13 protein-coding genes, 1 pseudogene and 1 riboswitch are annotated in these 15,460 nt (G+C 41.8%); of the genes and pseudogenes, 7 read left to right on the forward strand and 7 right to left on the reverse strand.

From position 1 onward, the window contains the following. Nucleotides 1-86 precede the first annotated feature (86 nt). Together H6G92_RS02845 and ntrB are read right to left on the reverse strand one after the other, a co-directional pair. Nucleotides 87-1,529, reverse strand: a complete 1,443-nt coding sequence (locus H6G92_RS02845) for an ABC transporter substrate-binding protein (protein ID WP_190890522.1) — start codon at nucleotides 1,527-1,529, stop codon at nucleotides 87-89. A gap of 87 nt (nucleotides 1,530-1,616) precedes the next feature. Further along, the gene (gene ntrB, locus H6G92_RS02850; protein WP_190890524.1) at nucleotides 1,617-2,468 is read right to left on the reverse strand and encodes a nitrate ABC transporter permease; all 852 of its coding nucleotides are present in this window, start codon (nucleotides 2,466-2,468) and stop codon (nucleotides 1,617-1,619) included. Between the two features lie 97 nt (nucleotides 2,469-2,565). After that, a riboswitch (cyclic di-AMP (ydaO/yuaA leader) is annotated at nucleotides 2,566-2,806 on the reverse strand. Between the two features lie 417 nt (nucleotides 2,807-3,223). On the opposite strand from ntrB, the gene H6G92_RS02855 reads away from it, so the two are divergent. Next, the gene (locus tag H6G92_RS02855; protein ID WP_190890527.1) at nucleotides 3,224-4,414 is read left to right on the forward strand and encodes a sensor histidine kinase; all 1,191 of its coding nucleotides are present in this window, start codon (nucleotides 3,224-3,226) and stop codon (nucleotides 4,412-4,414) included. Between the two features lie 58 nt (nucleotides 4,415-4,472). Here H6G92_RS02855 and rnc read toward each other — a convergent pair whose 3' ends face one another. The 4 genes from rnc to H6G92_RS02875 form a co-directional block, all read right to left on the reverse strand. Next, nucleotides 4,473-5,159, reverse strand: coding sequence for a ribonuclease III (rnc, locus tag H6G92_RS02860; RefSeq protein ID WP_190890529.1), 687 nt, complete (start codon nucleotides 5,157-5,159; stop codon nucleotides 4,473-4,475). A gap of 137 nt (nucleotides 5,160-5,296) precedes the next feature. Continuing rightward, nucleotides 5,297-6,082 (reverse strand): NYN domain-containing protein, encoded by a 786-nt coding sequence (locus tag H6G92_RS02865; RefSeq protein ID WP_190890531.1) that lies wholly within the window; start codon nucleotides 6,080-6,082, stop codon nucleotides 5,297-5,299. 546 nt (nucleotides 6,083-6,628) lie between these two features. Next, nucleotides 6,629-7,237 (reverse strand): hypothetical protein, encoded by a 609-nt coding sequence (locus H6G92_RS02870; RefSeq protein WP_190890534.1) that lies wholly within the window; start codon nucleotides 7,235-7,237, stop codon nucleotides 6,629-6,631. A 43-nt stretch (nucleotides 7,238-7,280) separates the two neighbouring features. Next, nucleotides 7,281-7,868: a Uma2 family endonuclease gene (locus H6G92_RS02875; RefSeq protein ID WP_190890536.1), complete on the reverse strand. Its 588-nt coding sequence runs from the start codon at nucleotides 7,866-7,868 to the stop codon at nucleotides 7,281-7,283. 91 nt (nucleotides 7,869-7,959) lie between these two features. Between H6G92_RS02875 and bchD the strand changes: the two genes are divergently transcribed. Beyond that, nucleotides 7,960-9,996 carry a magnesium chelatase ATPase subunit D gene (bchD, locus tag H6G92_RS02880; protein ID WP_190890538.1) on the forward strand — a complete coding sequence of 679 codons (2,037 nt, stop codon included), beginning with the start codon at nucleotides 7,960-7,962 and terminating at the stop codon, nucleotides 9,994-9,996. A 43-nt stretch (nucleotides 9,997-10,039) separates the two neighbouring features. On the opposite strand, the gene H6G92_RS02885 is transcribed toward bchD, so the two are convergent. Then, nucleotides 10,040-10,825, reverse strand: coding sequence for an RNA polymerase sigma factor SigF (locus tag H6G92_RS02885; RefSeq protein WP_094329630.1), 786 nt, complete (start codon nucleotides 10,823-10,825; stop codon nucleotides 10,040-10,042). A gap of 325 nt (nucleotides 10,826-11,150) precedes the next feature. Here H6G92_RS02885 and H6G92_RS02890 point away from each other — a divergent pair, with 325 nt between their 5' ends. The 5 genes and pseudogenes from H6G92_RS02890 to ybeY all read left to right on the forward strand — a co-directional run bounded on the left by H6G92_RS02890 (nucleotide 11,151) and on the right by ybeY (nucleotide 15,349). After that, nucleotides 11,151-11,879, forward strand: a complete 729-nt coding sequence (locus H6G92_RS02890; RefSeq protein WP_190890540.1) for a Bax inhibitor-1/YccA family protein — start codon at nucleotides 11,151-11,153, stop codon at nucleotides 11,877-11,879. 130 nt (nucleotides 11,880-12,009) lie between these two features. Next, nucleotides 12,010-13,174, forward strand: a pseudogene (locus H6G92_RS02895) (PCRF domain-containing protein). A 117-nt stretch (nucleotides 13,175-13,291) separates the two neighbouring features. Next, nucleotides 13,292-14,414, forward strand: a protein-coding gene (prfB, locus tag H6G92_RS02900) for a peptide chain release factor 2 (RefSeq protein WP_190890542.1) whose coding sequence is annotated in 2 segments (ribosomal slippage) — nucleotides 13,292-13,363 and nucleotides 13,365-14,414 — 1,122 coding nt in all. Because the reading frame shifts where the segments join, the coding sequence is not laid out codon by codon here. 206 nt (nucleotides 14,415-14,620) lie between these two features. Further along, nucleotides 14,621-14,776, forward strand: a complete 156-nt coding sequence (locus tag H6G92_RS02905; RefSeq protein ID WP_104904774.1) for a DUF3285 domain-containing protein — start codon at nucleotides 14,621-14,623, stop codon at nucleotides 14,774-14,776. A gap of 39 nt (nucleotides 14,777-14,815) precedes the next feature. After that, nucleotides 14,816-15,349 (forward strand): rRNA maturation RNase YbeY, encoded by a 534-nt coding sequence (gene ybeY / locus H6G92_RS02910; protein ID WP_190890779.1) that lies wholly within the window; start codon nucleotides 14,816-14,818, stop codon nucleotides 15,347-15,349. The last annotated feature ends 111 nt before the right edge of the window (nucleotides 15,350-15,460 follow it).

Genomic DNA, 15,460 nt, shown 5'->3' on the forward strand with positions numbered 1-15,460 from the left:
AACGGGAAACCCAAAAGACGAATAAGACCGTCGTTGCTGTAGTTGAAATTGGAAGCTCCTTTTTCAGTGAAGCAAAAAGGGGTACTTCACGACATGAAAAAGTTAGTGGGAGCGTTAGCCCTGATAGCAAAACTATTCAGATAGCCCACAGGATCGCTGGGGTCGAAGCCTTTCTTATCTATAAATACTTCTGGTGGTTCGACCTTGTAATCATCCTTGGGGCACTCGATGCCCATTTCAGATGCTATCTCCCGATATAAATCCGTTCTCCAGCCAAGTTCTGCTAGTTTCTCGGCATTTTTGGGAAATTCCTTAATTTGTCCCCACCGTGCTGCTTGTGTCATCATCCAGATACTTCTCGATCTCCATAAGAATGTGGAGTGTTCTGCTGGCTGTTTGGGAAGGTTGTCAGGAATATCAAAAAAAATTGTGGTGTCAGCGGCTTGGATGGTGCGGTCTTTGCCGTCAAAGCCGCCATAGTTGTAGTTGCCGAGAATTCCCGGACTTGTAAACTTCGCAATTGGGGCATCTTTCTTTTTAGGTCTTGCACCTGTAAAGGAACGGTCTGTAATCAGTTCGGCTACTTCTTGGCGGTTTTCTATTTTGCTGCAATACTGACAGGCTTCAATCATCGCCTTGACTAAAGAACGATAGGTTTTGGGATATTTGTCGATGAAAGATTCCATCACCCCCAAAAGTCGATCTGGGTGTCCCAACCAGACTTCTTTACCTTGTGCGAAAGTAAAGCCGATGTTTTCGTTACCTGTTATTGCCCTTGTGTTCCACGGTTCCGCAACCATGTAAGCTTGCATTGCCCCAATCCGCACATTTGTCACCATTTGGGGTGGCGGAACGATGATGACGCGAAACTCTTTAAGCGGATCAACCCCTGCGGCGGCGGATAAGTAACGGATAAAGTATTCGTAAATGGCGGAACTTAATACTACCGCCCAGACTTTGCCTTCTGCGGGTTGCTTCTCAAAGTAGTTTCGGAAATCGCGCCCAAAGGCTTCTAAAGCACCATCGCCATATTTTTCTTGATACTCGTACCACGGACGCAGCCCAAAATCCCACATGGCTTTGTTCATGGTCATGGCGTTACCGTGGCGGTGAATGGTCATGGCTGCACACAAGGGGGCATGGCGTGCCCCTTCGGCACCAATTCTGGCGTTGGTGACTGCACCAGATACCACGGGTGAAGCATCCAGGCGACCAAAAATTACACCGTCGCGGGAGGTGGCCCAACTGGCTTCGCGGTTGAGTGTAACGTTCAAACCATACTTGCGGAAGAAGCCTTTTTTCCAAGCGATCGCAAATGGCGCACAATCATTAACGGGAACGTAACCAACTGTAAGATCGGCTTTTTCTAGGTCGCCGCTTTTAACTACTGGTTCCACAGCTAAAGCTTCTTCTGTCAATCCTTTGGCTGATCTATCCCCTGAAATGCCACAGGAGGACAGCGCCATTCCCGCCGTTGTTGCTCCTATTCCCTTGATAATATCTCGCCGAGTCCAGTTAATATCACCCATTTTTGTAGCTCCATTGGTGATTAATTGCTCATGCTACAAGCGCAGAGTCACGTTATATCTTGCTGTTTTGATAGCAGCCGAATTTTGTTAGTTGGAAGTTTTAGGGCGATGGGTTACTAATTCTTGGATTTTGTCCACGGCGTAATCCAGGATTAATCCAGTTATACCAATTACCAACACAGCTAAAAAGACTGAACTCAGGTTTAAGCGACTCCATTCATCCCAGACGAAAAAGCCGATACCAATACCGCCTGTAAGCATTTCCACGGCAACGATTACCAGCCAAGCTATGCCTAAACTAATTCGTAAACCTGTAAAAATATACGGCAAACTTGCAGGCCAAATGATTTTTGTAATCCGCCGCCAACGTGGCATTTCCAGTACTCGTGCCACATCTAAATAATCTTTAGGAACGCTAGAAACTCCTAAAGCGGTATTAATAATTGTCGGCCATAAAGAAGTAATAAAGATGACAAAAATGGCTGAAGGATCTGCCAAATTGAAAATTGCTAAGGCGATGGGTAGCCAAGCTAGGGGCGATACAGGTTTAAAAATTTGAATGATCGGATTGAGTGCTAGCATTGCCGGTCTGGACATGCCAATTAGAAACCCCAGAGGAATCGCTACTACCGCACCCAACAAAAAGCCTATTAATACCCGGCGCAGACTTGCTATTAACAACCAACCAATTCCCAAGTTGCCTGGGCCTCGCTGGTAGAAGGGATTTAAGATGTAGTCTAAATTAGCAATCAACGCTTCGGGCGGGGTGGGCATCAATTCATGGTTGGCAAGTGCAACAATCCACCACAGAACGATTATTCCCAAGAACCCCAATACAGGTAAAAAGAAAACATCTTTAAGGATGACAGGTTTTGTTTTTTTCCAAGCAGCCTGTCCAGCGATCGCAGCGATCGCAGCCAAATTTAATTGAAATATCATTTACGACCTCAACAGATTTAAGTGCAGGTACAAAAAATCCGAGCAGTACCAGCCTTGGACACCGATGAGATCGGAACATTATAAAAATGCCGTCTCTTCAGTCTCCTCTCAATGCCTACGAAGTTAGCTGACGGGCTAGGGCTGAGAGATGCCCTTCTGTAGAAAGTTATGAGTTATGAGTTATGAGTTATGAGTTATGAGTTATGAGTTACTAAATTTTATTTAATTCCTAACTCCTCACTCTCAACTCCTCACTTTCTATGAGATACGCCCCACAATTTGGTTCCTCCGCTCCAGCGTTATGCACTGTGACACGCTGAATTAGGCTGACTTACTCTAATGGATACTAAGTTATGGACAATATAACATCGATGCTCAGTAAAAGCCATCTATCTTATGATAAATGTTGTTAATTTCAATACCAAAATTAAGTGTCATTCCTTAATTGGTAGTAACAATTAAAACTTGTGTTGCTAGTTGTGTTGTGAGTGAACTCCTTGCACAGACTGCTAAACAATATAGCCGAGCCAAGCATTAAGAATGTTACATACCTGATTAATATTTTTTAAAAAGAAATATAATGTACTGAAAAAATTTTATACAACCTTAATTGCTCGGTAACTAGAAGAGAATGTGCAATTTATTCCTTTTGGTAGGTGAAAAATATCACTAAATTTGGTAAAAACTCATTGCACTCGCTAAACTAATTGCATATGGAAGTTTACTCATTTATCTCCTAGCTGATATTTAACATAATGGATTTTAGTCAAGTACTGGCTGAAAAAACGGACACCATCCTCGATAAATGGATTCTAGCAGTTCGCAAGGATAGACGGATTGAAAGTGCTGATGACCTATCTTATACAGCAGTAAAGGATCACATCCCTGATGTTTTGAAAGCGATGGTGACAGTGCTTTCAAAATCTCAGGATAATGATATTCAGTCAATAGTTACTGCTAGTTTCCAGCATGGAGCTATTCGAGCCGAACAAGGCTTTGATCCAGCAGAAATAGCTACAGAATATCATCTGCTGCGAACGGTGATATTTGATACTCTACAAGCAGATTTATTGGGTGGCACACCTGTAGAGATAATTCGTTCCATGCGTTTGATTGACGCTATTATAGACGAAGCGATCGCTCGCTGTTTCAAGAGTTATGTTGAGGAGCGGTTGCGAGAATTACAGCAGTTGCAGTCATCATTAACACTCCACAATGAAGAACTCACGCGCTTGATTAGCGCCAATCAAGAGTATCTTTCACAACTAGCCCACGAATTGAAACATCCGCTAACTTCTATTATTGGTTACTCGGATTTGTTTTTACGCCAACAACGACGAAAAACAGAGATAAAAGATAACTATAGCAATTTAGAACATATTGAGCGAGTGCTACGCAACGGTAGACAGTTACTCCATCTGATCAATGATGTGTTAGAACTTTCGCGCTATGACTCAGGGCAGATAAAACTCCAACTAGCACCCACAGATGTGCAGGAATTAATTAATAATGTGTGTGAAATGTTGGAACCTTTAGCTGCTGGGAAAAATTTAAAAATTGTAGTAGATTGCGATCGCGCTCCCAAAGAATTAATCACAGATTCTTTTCAATGCCAACAAATTATTACAAATCTTATTAGTAATGCAATTCGCTATACAGAGTCGGGGACTATTATTATAATGTGTCAGGTGTTGGAGAACCAGAGATGTGCGATCGCAGTTTGTGACACTGGAATTGGCATTGCACCCGAAAATCAAGCCCAGATATTTGAACCTTATTTTCGCGTAAGTTCAAGCGATCGTCCCTATCTCGCTGATAGTACAGGATTGGGATTAGCGATCGTCTCCCGCTTAGTAAAACTGCTCAAAGGTGAAATTAAGCTAGTCTCTGAGGTAGGCATTGGTTCTACTTTTACTGTAATTTTGCCTTTACAAATCGAAAGTTGATTTCGCGCCAAGACGTAAAATTATTCTTTGCGCCTTTGCGTGAAATCAAAAAACATGATTACAACAAACCTTGTTTTTTCAACTTAGCGAGCGCATCCTCAGCAGCAGCTTTCTCTGCATCTTTCTTATTACGTCCCTTACCTTCGCCGTAAATTTTTCCATCTACCAATACTTTTGCTATGAATTCTGGCGCGTGAGAAGGGCCTCCTATTTGTTCCGTGAAATATTTGGGAGGAGTTGGAGTAACGTTGCGTTGCACCCATTCTTGAAAACGATTTTTTGAGTCTACATTAGAACGAGACACAACTATATGCTTAGGATCTACAGAATCAAATAGTGGTTCTATAATTGCGCGAACTGCTTCAATATTGGAATCATTATCTAAATAGTAAGCACCAAGTACAGCTTCAAAGGTGCTACTAAGCAAATTAGGATTTTGGTAGCCTCCGTCTCGAATAGCGCCTTTTCCTAACCGCATCCTAAAGTCTAAACCTACCTCTTCAGCGAACTTTGCCAATTGTTTCTCATCTACCAGCGCCGAACGCCGTCGGGTTAATTCATCTTCTCCCATTTCTGGGTGACACTTATATAGATACTCGCCACTTAAGAAATTCAGCAAAGCATCACCGAGGAATTCTAGGCGTTCATTATGTTCGCCTTCTCCGGGGTTTTCATGGACATAAGAACGGTGAGTAAGCGCACGGCGTAGAAGTTTTTCATTATGAAATATTAGAAGTTTATGCATTTTATCTTGTGTCTTGTTGCAGAAATTGACTGTTGGAAAAGTTCACAAGCGTTCTTTCGTTTAGACATGAAAAAACCGCAAATCGCGGTGTGTTGCTAAAACCCAGTTTTCTATTCAACTGGGTTTTCAAAGTTATATTAGGCAGCCAGTGTATCTAACTCAGTTAAAAATAACTCCTGATTTTGCTTTTGGACTTTGCCATCCTTTACAGCAACATTAATAAACTGGCTAAAACTCTTAAATTTCTTGCCATCATCTGTAGAAATAGATAAGTATCCTTGATAGTTAGCACAACGTTGACGCATCAATCTATCAATGCGACCAAATACGGTGGGTTTACCTTGGATTGAGGCAGTTTTGATAGCTTCAGTTAGATACTCTATAGCCTCATTGTAATTAATCTGAGACACAACAGAAATAATTTTAGGCAGATTTGTATCGTTAATTAATTGGGGTAAATCGTCTAAAAAGTAAAATTCATCAGCCAATTCTTGAAGCTTTTGTTTTACATTACCTTTTTTAGCAAGAATGATGACTTTTTTCTCTAATTTTTGCAGATTATAAACCAATTTTACAAAGTCTCCATCCCCTGATATAAGCAGAATTATATCTGGAGATATATTACTGTGAATATCCCCTAAACAATCAGCTATTAATTGGTTATCTGCACTATTTTTTAAAGGACAAGGAACATTAAGACAGTTAAAAAGATTGCCTAAATCATCCTTTACAGAAACTTGATCTTTACACTGTGCATTGTAGTAAACATTTGCACTAATTACACGTCCTTTGGATTGTGCAAAATTCAACAATAATTTAGCCTGAGATGGACTTAATTTAGCATTTTGATAATCCCAAAAAATGGAAACTAGAGGTAGCTGCTGGCTTGTTTGTTTTTTGGAAGATTGATTAGCGTGTGTCATTGTAATGTATCCAGTATTCTTTGGTGAACTGGACAGATTCAACAAATTACACATCCAGCAGTAGGAAGTCTTTATACAAGGAATTTGTACTCAAAAAGTACTACCCTGCAATAAATATCTCTACCGTCGTTTTCGTTTGGTTCAAGTCTCAGCCGTAGAACTCCTGGCTTCCTACCAAGTTTCGCGTCATCTTTTCCCCTGAACATTCATCCAAACATCTTGTCTTCCCGTTGAAAGTCTAGTCAATCAGTTGACCTGAAATTGGACTGAATACTCAGCCGAAGGGATGACACGAAGCTCGGCAGGAAACTAGGAATTCTGCTGCTGAGACATTACCAAAAACCTGCGCTTTAGAGTGCGGTTGTTTATTCTGTCTTACATACAGAATTGCATAGCTGATTCTGGATGTCAATATGATTATTTATGAATATTTAGTAAAAACATAGATGCGTAGTAGCTTGTCATAAGACATCGCCTGTTATCTATAAATTTGAATAATAATCTATAGCATTCTCTCAAAATAACCATTTTTTAGCTAAAAATAATTTACGGTTTACTTTGCGCGATCGCACCATACAAAATACCTAAAATCTTCTTAATATCCTTGATATAATATTCACTCAAATCAATCGAAACTACATTGCCTTCAAGTTTAAGAAATTGCCAGAGCGTACCTATAGTAACAGCACCATATATAGCTTTTATTTGATTTCCGCCTCTTTCGTTAAATAACTGAGCAGCTACCATTTCGGCAATACATTGCGCTAAACCAGACCTCAAATTTTCATTTTTACTTTCTACTAAAACAATCACCGGACTGCGTACAAGCAACTGCTCCGAAGAAAGACTCAAAATAAAATCACAAAAGCCGTTTAATCCTCGCTGGCTATCAACAGTAAAATCCACTCCAGAAAAAAAGCTAATTTTATAATTGAATTTGCGTCTAATTTCTAATAAAATTGGACTTATTATCATTTCACTACGAGCTTTTTCCGAACTTATCGCTACTGCTAAATCAACATTTTCCCTAAGAATAGTAGATAATAAATCACTACATTCTTGCTCCTGCACATTTGCAAATAGTCCAGATGACTCGTGGATAACTAACCCAAAAGAATCAATAACTTCAATAAGTTTAAAATCACTATAAGCCATAAAACTTACTCCTTTGTCTTATGACTGAATCCTATAACAAAGTTTAAAAATTCCGCTTTAGCGGAAACACCTTAGCTAAATCAAGAGATAAATCAGGGAAGCAGGGAAAAGTTATTGTCTCATCTGACAGGAAAATTCGCTTATTTGAATAACCATATCTGCCTTGATTATCCTGATATGGTTCACTGTAAGCTTCCAAATAATTATCGAATAAATTGAATAACCAATAATCAGTAATACCTCCTTTAGCATAGAGAGGTATTTTAACGTCTTGGTCATAGCCTAAAGAAGAATCTGAAACCTCTATTACTAAAAACACATCAGCCGCTTTAGGATGACCCGATAGATAATCATCAGCACGGTTTTGAACAATCGCAAAATCAGGCTCAGGTTCGCTATTAGGTGGCAAAGCAATCGGCGCTTGTGATTGCAAAGTAGCCTTGTCTCCCAGTATTTTGGGGAGTTCCTTCCACAGTTTTCTTAAACAAGTTTCATGGGCTGTACCTTTAGATGCCATTTCAATAATTTCCCCATTAATTAATTCAATGTGGTCATCTTCATGGAAAAAGCCCAATTCTCCAAGCCTGTGGTATTCATCCAGTGTGAAGCGTTTAGCCTGAGCAATACTCATAACCTTACCTTTCTCTCATTGCCATAATACTTATTCTAAATGTGTCAGAAATTGGTATGCTAAAGGCCGAGACTCGCTATGAAAGCAAACAATGCCTGCGCCTACTACCAACCCCACAATCACTGCCTTTCCCTTGACAGCCGTAGTCGGTCAAGAAGCAATTAAATTAGCCTTGCTGTTAGCCGCAGTTGATCCTGGTTTGGGAGGAGTAGCGATCGCAGGTCGTCGTGGTACGGCAAAATCTGTAATGGCTCGTGCTATCCACGCTCTACTACCGCCGATTGAAGTTGTCAAAGGCTCAATTAGCAATTGTGACCCCAACCACCCAGAAGAATGGGACGATCAACTTTTGGCGGAGTACGCAGACAAAGACATTCAAGATGTGCCCGTCGAAATTATTCCTGCGCCTTTTTTGCAAATTCCTCTAGGTATTACAGAAGACCGACTCCTTGGCTCAGTGGATGTTGAAAAGTCGGTAAAACAAGGAGATACCATTTTTCAGCCTGGATTACTCGCTACAGCAAACCGGGGTGTACTGTACGTAGATGAAATTAATTTATTAGATGACCAAATATCAAATCAGCTTTTAACAGTATTATCTGAGGGACGCAACCAGATTGAACGGGAAGGAATTAGTTTTCAGCATCCGTGCAAATCCCTATTTATTGCCACCTACAATCCAGAAGAAGGTGGATTAAGGGAACATTTGCTAGATAGAATTGCGATCGCACTCTCTGCTGACGGTGTACTTGGCTTAGATCAAAGAGTAGCAGCAGTTGAACAAGCGATCGCTTATTCTAAATCTCCCCAAGACTTTCTCCAACAGTACAGCGAAGACTTAGACTCCCTCAAAACCCAAATCATCTTGGCACGGGAATGGTTGAAAGAAGTCATCATCACCCATGAACAAATTGCCTACTTAGTGGATGAGGCCATTCGCGGAGGAGTTCAGGGACATCGCGCCGAGTTATTCGCCACGCGGGTTGCCAAAGCGGCTGCGGCTTTGGAGGGACGGACAACAGTTAATGCCGAAGATTTGCGCCGTGCTGTAGAACTGGTAATTGTACCACGGGCAACAGTTGTGCAGACACCGCCACCCGATCAAGCACCACCACCGCCTCCACCGCCGCCACAACAGAATCAAGAAGAACCCCAAGATGAATCAGAAGACGAAGAACAGGAGGAACAGGAAGAACAGGAAGAAAATCAAGAGCAAGAACCCCCCAGCATCCCGGAAGAGTTTATCTTTGATCCAGAAGGGGTAATCCTTGATGACAACGTGCTGTATTTTACTCAAATGGCGAAGCGGCAAGGTAAATCTGGTAGCCGCAGTGTCATCTTTTCCGATGACAGGGGACGCTACATTAAACCAATGTTACCCAAGGGGAAAGCGCGACGCATTGCAGTAGATGCTACCCTAAGAGCAGCTGCTCCTTATCAAAAAGCACGAAGAGAAAGACAACCAGATAGAAAAGTTATTGTAGAACAGCCTGATATTCGCTCGAAACGCCTGGTACGCAAAGCCGGGGCGTTGGTAGTGTTTGTGGTAGATGCTTCTGGCTCAATGGCCCTGAATCGAATGCAATCGGCTAAAGGTGCGGTGATGCAACTGTTAACAGAAGCTTATCAAAACCGCGATCAAATAGCATTAATTCCTTTCCGGGGAGAACAAGCAGAGGTATTATTGCCTCCAACACGTTCTATTGCCTTAGCGCGTAACCGTTTGGAAAGGTTGCCCTGTGGTGGGGGTTCGCCCTTAGCGCATGGTTTAACTCAAGCTGTACGCGTCGGCTTAAATGCCCAGATGAGTGGAGATATTGGGCAAGTTGTCCTTGTAGCAATCACCGATGGGCGGGGTAATATTCCCTTAGCGCGTTCTTTGGGTGAACAGCTTGAACCAGGAGAAAAGCCAGATATCAAAGGAGAATTATTAGAAATTGCTGCTAGAATTCGTGCTTTGGGGATGCAACTATTAGTAATTGATACGGAAAGTAAATTTGTGTCTACTGGCTTTGCTAAAGAATTATCGCAAACAGCAGGCGGTAAATATTATCATTTGCCAAAAGCGACAGATCAAGCTATTGCTGCTATGACCAAAGGTGCGATCGCTGATTTAAAATCTAGATAATTAGTCATTAGTCATTAGTCATTGGATTTTTGACTCAGCACGACTACGAACCAGTGGGCATTACCTGTGGTTGTAAATAGCAAATCAAATCTTGAATTCCCTTTTGCAGATACCGCGTTACTGTCATTGGACTAGTGCCAATATTTTTAGCAGCATCCTTGCGAGAAAGTTCCTTCAAAAAAACCATTTCGACTGCCATTCGGGGCTTTTCTTCCAACATATTGATTGCACCTTGCAGTTGTTGGCGTTCTTCTTCTTGTTGTAAAAGAACATGAGAACGGGGACAAGGAAGTGCTTCACCCAAGGTTATTTGGCAATCAACATAGTTAACTGCGGTTGCATCTAAACTTAAAGGCATCCGATTTTGAGCGGCTAACTTGGTTTCTTGCCATTCTTGCACAGATACCCGCAGGTGGCTGGCAATTTCAGCATCCTTGGGCTGGCGACCTAAAGACATTGCCAAGTCCTTGCGAATCTTTTGCCCTTCATTGTATAATTCTTGCCAACGACGGGGAATTTTTAATAGAGTACTGCGATCGCGCAAAAAGTGCAGCATCTCACCGCGAATGTATGGCACAGCAAAGGAACTAAAAGCATATCCTTGGCTGGGATCGAAACGCTCAATAGCCCTAATCAAACCAAAATACCCAATTTGTTCTAAATCTTCATAAGGTTCATTACATTGATGGCTGAATTTATGAGCCATCTTCCGTACTAAGCCAGTATGTAACTGTACAAGTTTATTACGAAGTTTAATAGAAGGATTCTGGTGGTACAAGTGTAATAATTCTATACCATCAGTTCGTAAAGAGGACTCACTTGTTGCCATATACATTCCTTTGTTGAAACTCCTATTCCTCAGAAAATGGAGTTGCGTATATTTTCTTCTAAGCTGTTATTATTCTGCTTAGTCAGGGAAGAATAAGCCATCGTCGTTTCACTGAACTTATGAGGGGCCGAACTCCATAATTCAGTATTTGTACGCATGATTTTGCTAACCTCTCTGTTGCAGGTTATTTTTGTTTTTCACATAAAAATTTCAATATTGGATAATGTTTTTTGTTTAGTTGTCTCTTCCCCTTCCTGGTTTCTCGCCCAAAATCTTGGTAAGAATAGGAATAGGCAGAAGTTTTCCTAAAAAACAGTTTTTCAATATGAGCAATACCAGTAATTTTCGTGAAGCTATGCGTGAGGCTAAATCTCACGCCCTTGTAGGCCCAAATGTGATTGCCAACGCCCTCCCCTACGTCGGTGGTGGATTAGTGCTAACGGCATTAGGAACCTACGGCGGTTTGGGAGTTATCCGTACTAACCCCGGAATATTCTTTCCCACCTTCATTGGTGCGGTGATTTTGGAGTTAATTTTGTTCTTTGTTGCCCAAAATGTTGCTCAAAAAGGTAACAAGGGGCTTGCACTACCACTGTTGGCAACCTATAGCCTCTTGTCTGGATATACTCTCAGTGGCTTGATATTTGTCGCTTTGAGATCCCAAGGTGTTGGCATTCAAGGCATTGGTTTAGCTGCCCTTGGTTGTGGTGTCACCTTCATTGCTGCCCGTCAAATTGGTTCAAATCTCTCTGAACAAGATGGCATGGCTTTGACGAAAACCATTAATCTCGGTGTTATCGCCTTGGTGGTTGTGTGTCTTGCCCAATTCGGATTTGCCATGTTTGGTGTTTACACGCCAAATTGGCTAGAAATTGCCATCTCCGGTTTGGGAGTATTTCTGTTTGTTGGGGTTTCTGTTGTCGACTTCTACATCTTGCCCCGCACTTACAGCGATGACCAATATCTACCTGCTGCTTTATCGATGTACCTCACTTACATCAACTTGTTTGTCTTTATCTTGCGGTTACTAATTGCCATTAATGGCCGCGATTAATTGTCTGTAGACACTAACAAAAGTAAAGTTTTATAAAGTAAAACCGTGGTTAAATTTTTAGCAACCACGGTTTTTTCATCTGTTTAACAGTAGAATATGTAGATAAGTTAAGCCTCAAGTGAGCAAAACTATGCTTGAACTCTTAAATATCAAAATTGAAGTAGAAAGGTTGTCTAATATCTTGACCAAGGCCGAAGGCTGTCTTTGACTTCCGAGAATTGAGTGCAAGAATTGAGGACTTGAATCAATTAATTTCTCAAGCTACTTTCTGGGATAATTCTGTCACTTTCTATCAGACGCTTCAAGAAATTGAATCCCTTAAGGCTACCAAGAAACAGTATCAGCGATCGCACTTCATTCTAGAAGATATCAAGGCTGCACTAGAACTACTAGAATTATCTGCTGATGAGGAATTTTTGCAAGAGGCGCAAGCCAACCTTACCCAACTCCAGCAAGAACTCGAAACAGTAGAAATACAATAATTACTGTCCGACCCCTGCGACGAAAAGGGGGCATTCTTGACAATTATGGCTGAGGTTGGAAGTATAGATTTCCAAGACTGGGCAGCTATGTTATTGCAGCTATACTATCGTTGGGCAGTAAATCACAACCATAAAGTATATCTAGTGCAAGAGTCAGCAGGTGACTTAGGAGGGTTCAAACATGCCACCCTTGAAATTACAGGACGTTATGCTTATGGCTGAATAAAATCGGAACAAGGAACTCATGCAAACATAAAGCGAAATTCTCCTGTTCATGGCAATGGCAAACGGCATACTTGCCTAGCCAGCGTAGAAGTCAGCCCAATTTTAGATGAGTCTATTGATTTTGAAATTCCAGAGAAGCATTTAGAAATTACTTTGCCCCGGCATCGGGGGAATGTTAACCGCCCAGAAACATGGGTGCGAGTGTTTCATATTCCTACCGGGATTAGTGTATTTTCCGATCGAGAGCGCAGCCAGATGCCAAACAAAGAGAAAGCCTTAGCTATTCTCAAGAGTAAACTGTTTGCGATGCCTACGGCTGGCTACGCCTACGCACTAGCCCAAAATGTCCAGCAAGTTGATGAAATTCAACCTCGGCTGATAAAATCTCTATCCAGCAAGCTCATCCGTGAATATATCTTGCATCCTTACACCAAGGTGAAAGATTTACGTACCAATGTAGAAACACCTGCTGCGACAGAGGTATTAGACGGTAAAATCGATTTGTTTATCAAAGCCTATCTACAACAGCTAAATCACGCTACTTCAGTAGGTGAAGAAGCGCTTGATAATTTCAAGTCACTTTTGTAACTTATATAAGTAGTGTAGAAAAAATTTGCCCAACTACAGCTAAAATCAAGAAACACAAGTAGAATAAAGAGCAATTTTTTAATTCAAAGCGCTCTATCTCTCATTACAGCAAGCACTATGGAAGTTTTAGAACTCAAACGCGAAATCGAAACGTTGTCTGGCCGCCTGGGTAAAACCCAGGACTATCTTTGACGTACCTGCACTGACAGCTAAAATTCAAGACCTCGAAAAAATATCAGCACAGCCAGAATTTTGGAATGACCAAACCCAGGCCCAGCAAACGCTACAAGAACTCAACGACCTGAAAGCCCATCTCCAGCAATACGATCGCTGGCACGCCAATCTAGAAGATACTAAGGCAGTTGTTGAATTGTTGGAGTTAGAAACTGATGAGGCACTACTCCAAGAAGCAGAATCTACCATCACTAAACTGAATCGTGACCTGGATCAGTGGGAGTTACAACAGTTACTTTCCGGCCCCTATGATGCGGAAGGTGCTGTACTGACTATTAGTGCTGGTGCTGGTGGCACAGATGCTCAAGACTGGGCATTTATGCTGATGCGGATGTACACCCGTTGGGGCGAAGCTCATGGCTATAAGGTAACTTTAGCTGAAGAGTCGGAGGGTGATGAAGCCGGAATTAAATCGGCAACCCTAGAAATTACTGGTCGCTATGCTTATGGTTACTTGCGTTCAGAAATGGGTACACATCGCTTAGTGCGGATTTCACCTTTTAATGCTAACGGTAAGCGACAAACCAGTTTTGCAGGAGTGGAAGTGATGCCACAGATAGATAACTCTGTGCAACTGGACATTCCAGACAAGGATTTGGAAATCACCACAACTCGTTCTGGTGGTAAAGGTGGGCAAAATGTCAACAAAGTAGAAACTGCGGTGCGGATTGTTCACCTTCCTACAGGTCTTGCTGTACGCTGTACAGAAGAGCGATCGCAACTGCAAAATAAAGAAAAAGCTCTAAATCGCCTTAAAGCAAAGCTGTTGGTCATCGCCAAGGAGCAACGCGCCCAAGAAATTGCCGAAATTCGTGGCGATATGGTGGAAGCCTCCTGGGGAAACCAAATCCGTAACTATGTGTTTCACCCTTACCAAATGGTGAAAGATTTACGTACAAATACAGAAACAACAGCGATTGGCGATGTGATGAATGGCGAACTTGATCCATTCATTCAAGCTTATCTGCGCCAAGAAAATAAACTGGTAGAAAGCACTCCTTCATAATTGGAGATTAATGACAAGTACTAAGTAATTATTTTTAACATTACTTAGCACTTGTTCTTTATTTTTAGTGTTTCATATTGGCGCGATGCACAGCATTCCCTCTGATTGGGGCGTTTTCAGAGAATTTCCTTAGCAATATACAGGCGATCGCAATTCTATCCCAGACCAACTGTTACAGTTATAAAAGAGTCTGTGGACAAATAACTATGAGCAACTCTCCTTCAACAGAACCTCAACCTAGCTACGTAAAACTCGCCATGCGAAACATGGTGCGCAAGGGTGGAACTTCCCTGAAGCATTTTGCGTTGACTGCCGTAGGGCTTTTAGCTCTCCTTGTTGGTCTTGCTTACCTAACTCACTAACGCCAAACTGTAAACCTCAGACTAGGAGACTGTGTGCCCCTGAGAGTTGAACTATATGTGGAGGATTATTTTTATGAGTTGTCCCCGACAACATCTGTAAAGACTGGGGACACTCATCCCCGAATTACTCCTGAAACTTGGGAAAATTGGTTTAATGACTGGTTGGAAATACTTCACCCTCATATTCCGCCAGCGCCAAGTTATGAAATCGGGCTGCGTTTGACAGATGACTCGCAAATTCAAGAACTGAATGCCCAGTATCGTCAACAAAATAAGCCCACAGACGTTTTAGCCTTTGCTGCTTTGGAGGTGGATTTTCCTCAAAGCAAAGAAATGCTTGCCTCTGTACCATTATACTTAGGTGATATTATCGTGTCTGTAGATACAGCACAACGTCAAGCTCAACAGCAGGAGCATACCTTACCAACAGAGCTAGCCTGGTTAGCTGCTCACGGTTTATTGCACCTCTTAGGCTGGGATCATCCTGATGAAGAAAGTTTGGGGCGAATGTTAGAACAGCAAGTGAGATTGCTGAATGCAATAGGTATTACTATTGACATCGAATGGCATTAGCTTGTGTATCCCTTAGTGTTAATTTTAGGTAATACTTTTATAATACTTCTGTGGAAAATTGCTTAAAGATTGCCTCTAAGTTAATTCTGCCATTAAGATCGGCGAATATTC

It is taken from the genome of Nostoc foliaceum FACHB-393 (assembly GCF_014698505.1).
GTDB lineage: Bacteria > Cyanobacteriota > Cyanobacteriia > Cyanobacteriales > Nostocaceae > Nostoc > Nostoc foliaceum_A.

What these genes read in the sequence shown, in the direction of transcription:
- H6G92_RS02845 (WP_190890522.1), bottom strand. Translation starts at nt 1,529, where the DNA reads ATGGGTGATATTAACTGGACTCGGCGAGATATTATCAAGGGAATAGGA.
- ntrB (WP_190890524.1), bottom strand. Translation starts at nt 2,468, where the DNA reads ATGATATTTCAATTAAATTTGGCTGCGATCGCTGCGATCGCTGGACAG.
- H6G92_RS02855 (WP_190890527.1), top strand. Translation starts at nt 3,224, where the DNA reads ATGGATTTTAGTCAAGTACTGGCTGAAAAAACGGACACCATCCTCGAT.
- rnc (WP_190890529.1), bottom strand. Translation starts at nt 5,159, where the DNA reads ATGCATAAACTTCTAATATTTCATAATGAAAAACTTCTACGCCGTGCG.
- H6G92_RS02865 (WP_190890531.1), bottom strand. Translation starts at nt 6,082, where the DNA reads ATGACACACGCTAATCAATCTTCCAAAAAACAAACAAGCCAGCAGCTA.
- H6G92_RS02870 (WP_190890534.1), bottom strand. Translation starts at nt 7,237, where the DNA reads ATGGCTTATAGTGATTTTAAACTTATTGAAGTTATTGATTCTTTTGGG.
- H6G92_RS02875 (WP_190890536.1), bottom strand. Translation starts at nt 7,868, where the DNA reads ATGAGTATTGCTCAGGCTAAACGCTTCACACTGGATGAATACCACAGG.
- bchD (WP_190890538.1), top strand. Translation starts at nt 7,960, where the DNA reads ATGCCTGCGCCTACTACCAACCCCACAATCACTGCCTTTCCCTTGACA.
- H6G92_RS02885 (WP_094329630.1), bottom strand. Translation starts at nt 10,825, where the DNA reads ATGGCAACAAGTGAGTCCTCTTTACGAACTGATGGTATAGAATTATTA.
- H6G92_RS02890 (WP_190890540.1), top strand. Translation starts at nt 11,151, where the DNA reads ATGAGCAATACCAGTAATTTTCGTGAAGCTATGCGTGAGGCTAAATCT.
- H6G92_RS02905 (WP_104904774.1), top strand. Translation starts at nt 14,621, where the DNA reads ATGAGCAACTCTCCTTCAACAGAACCTCAACCTAGCTACGTAAAACTC.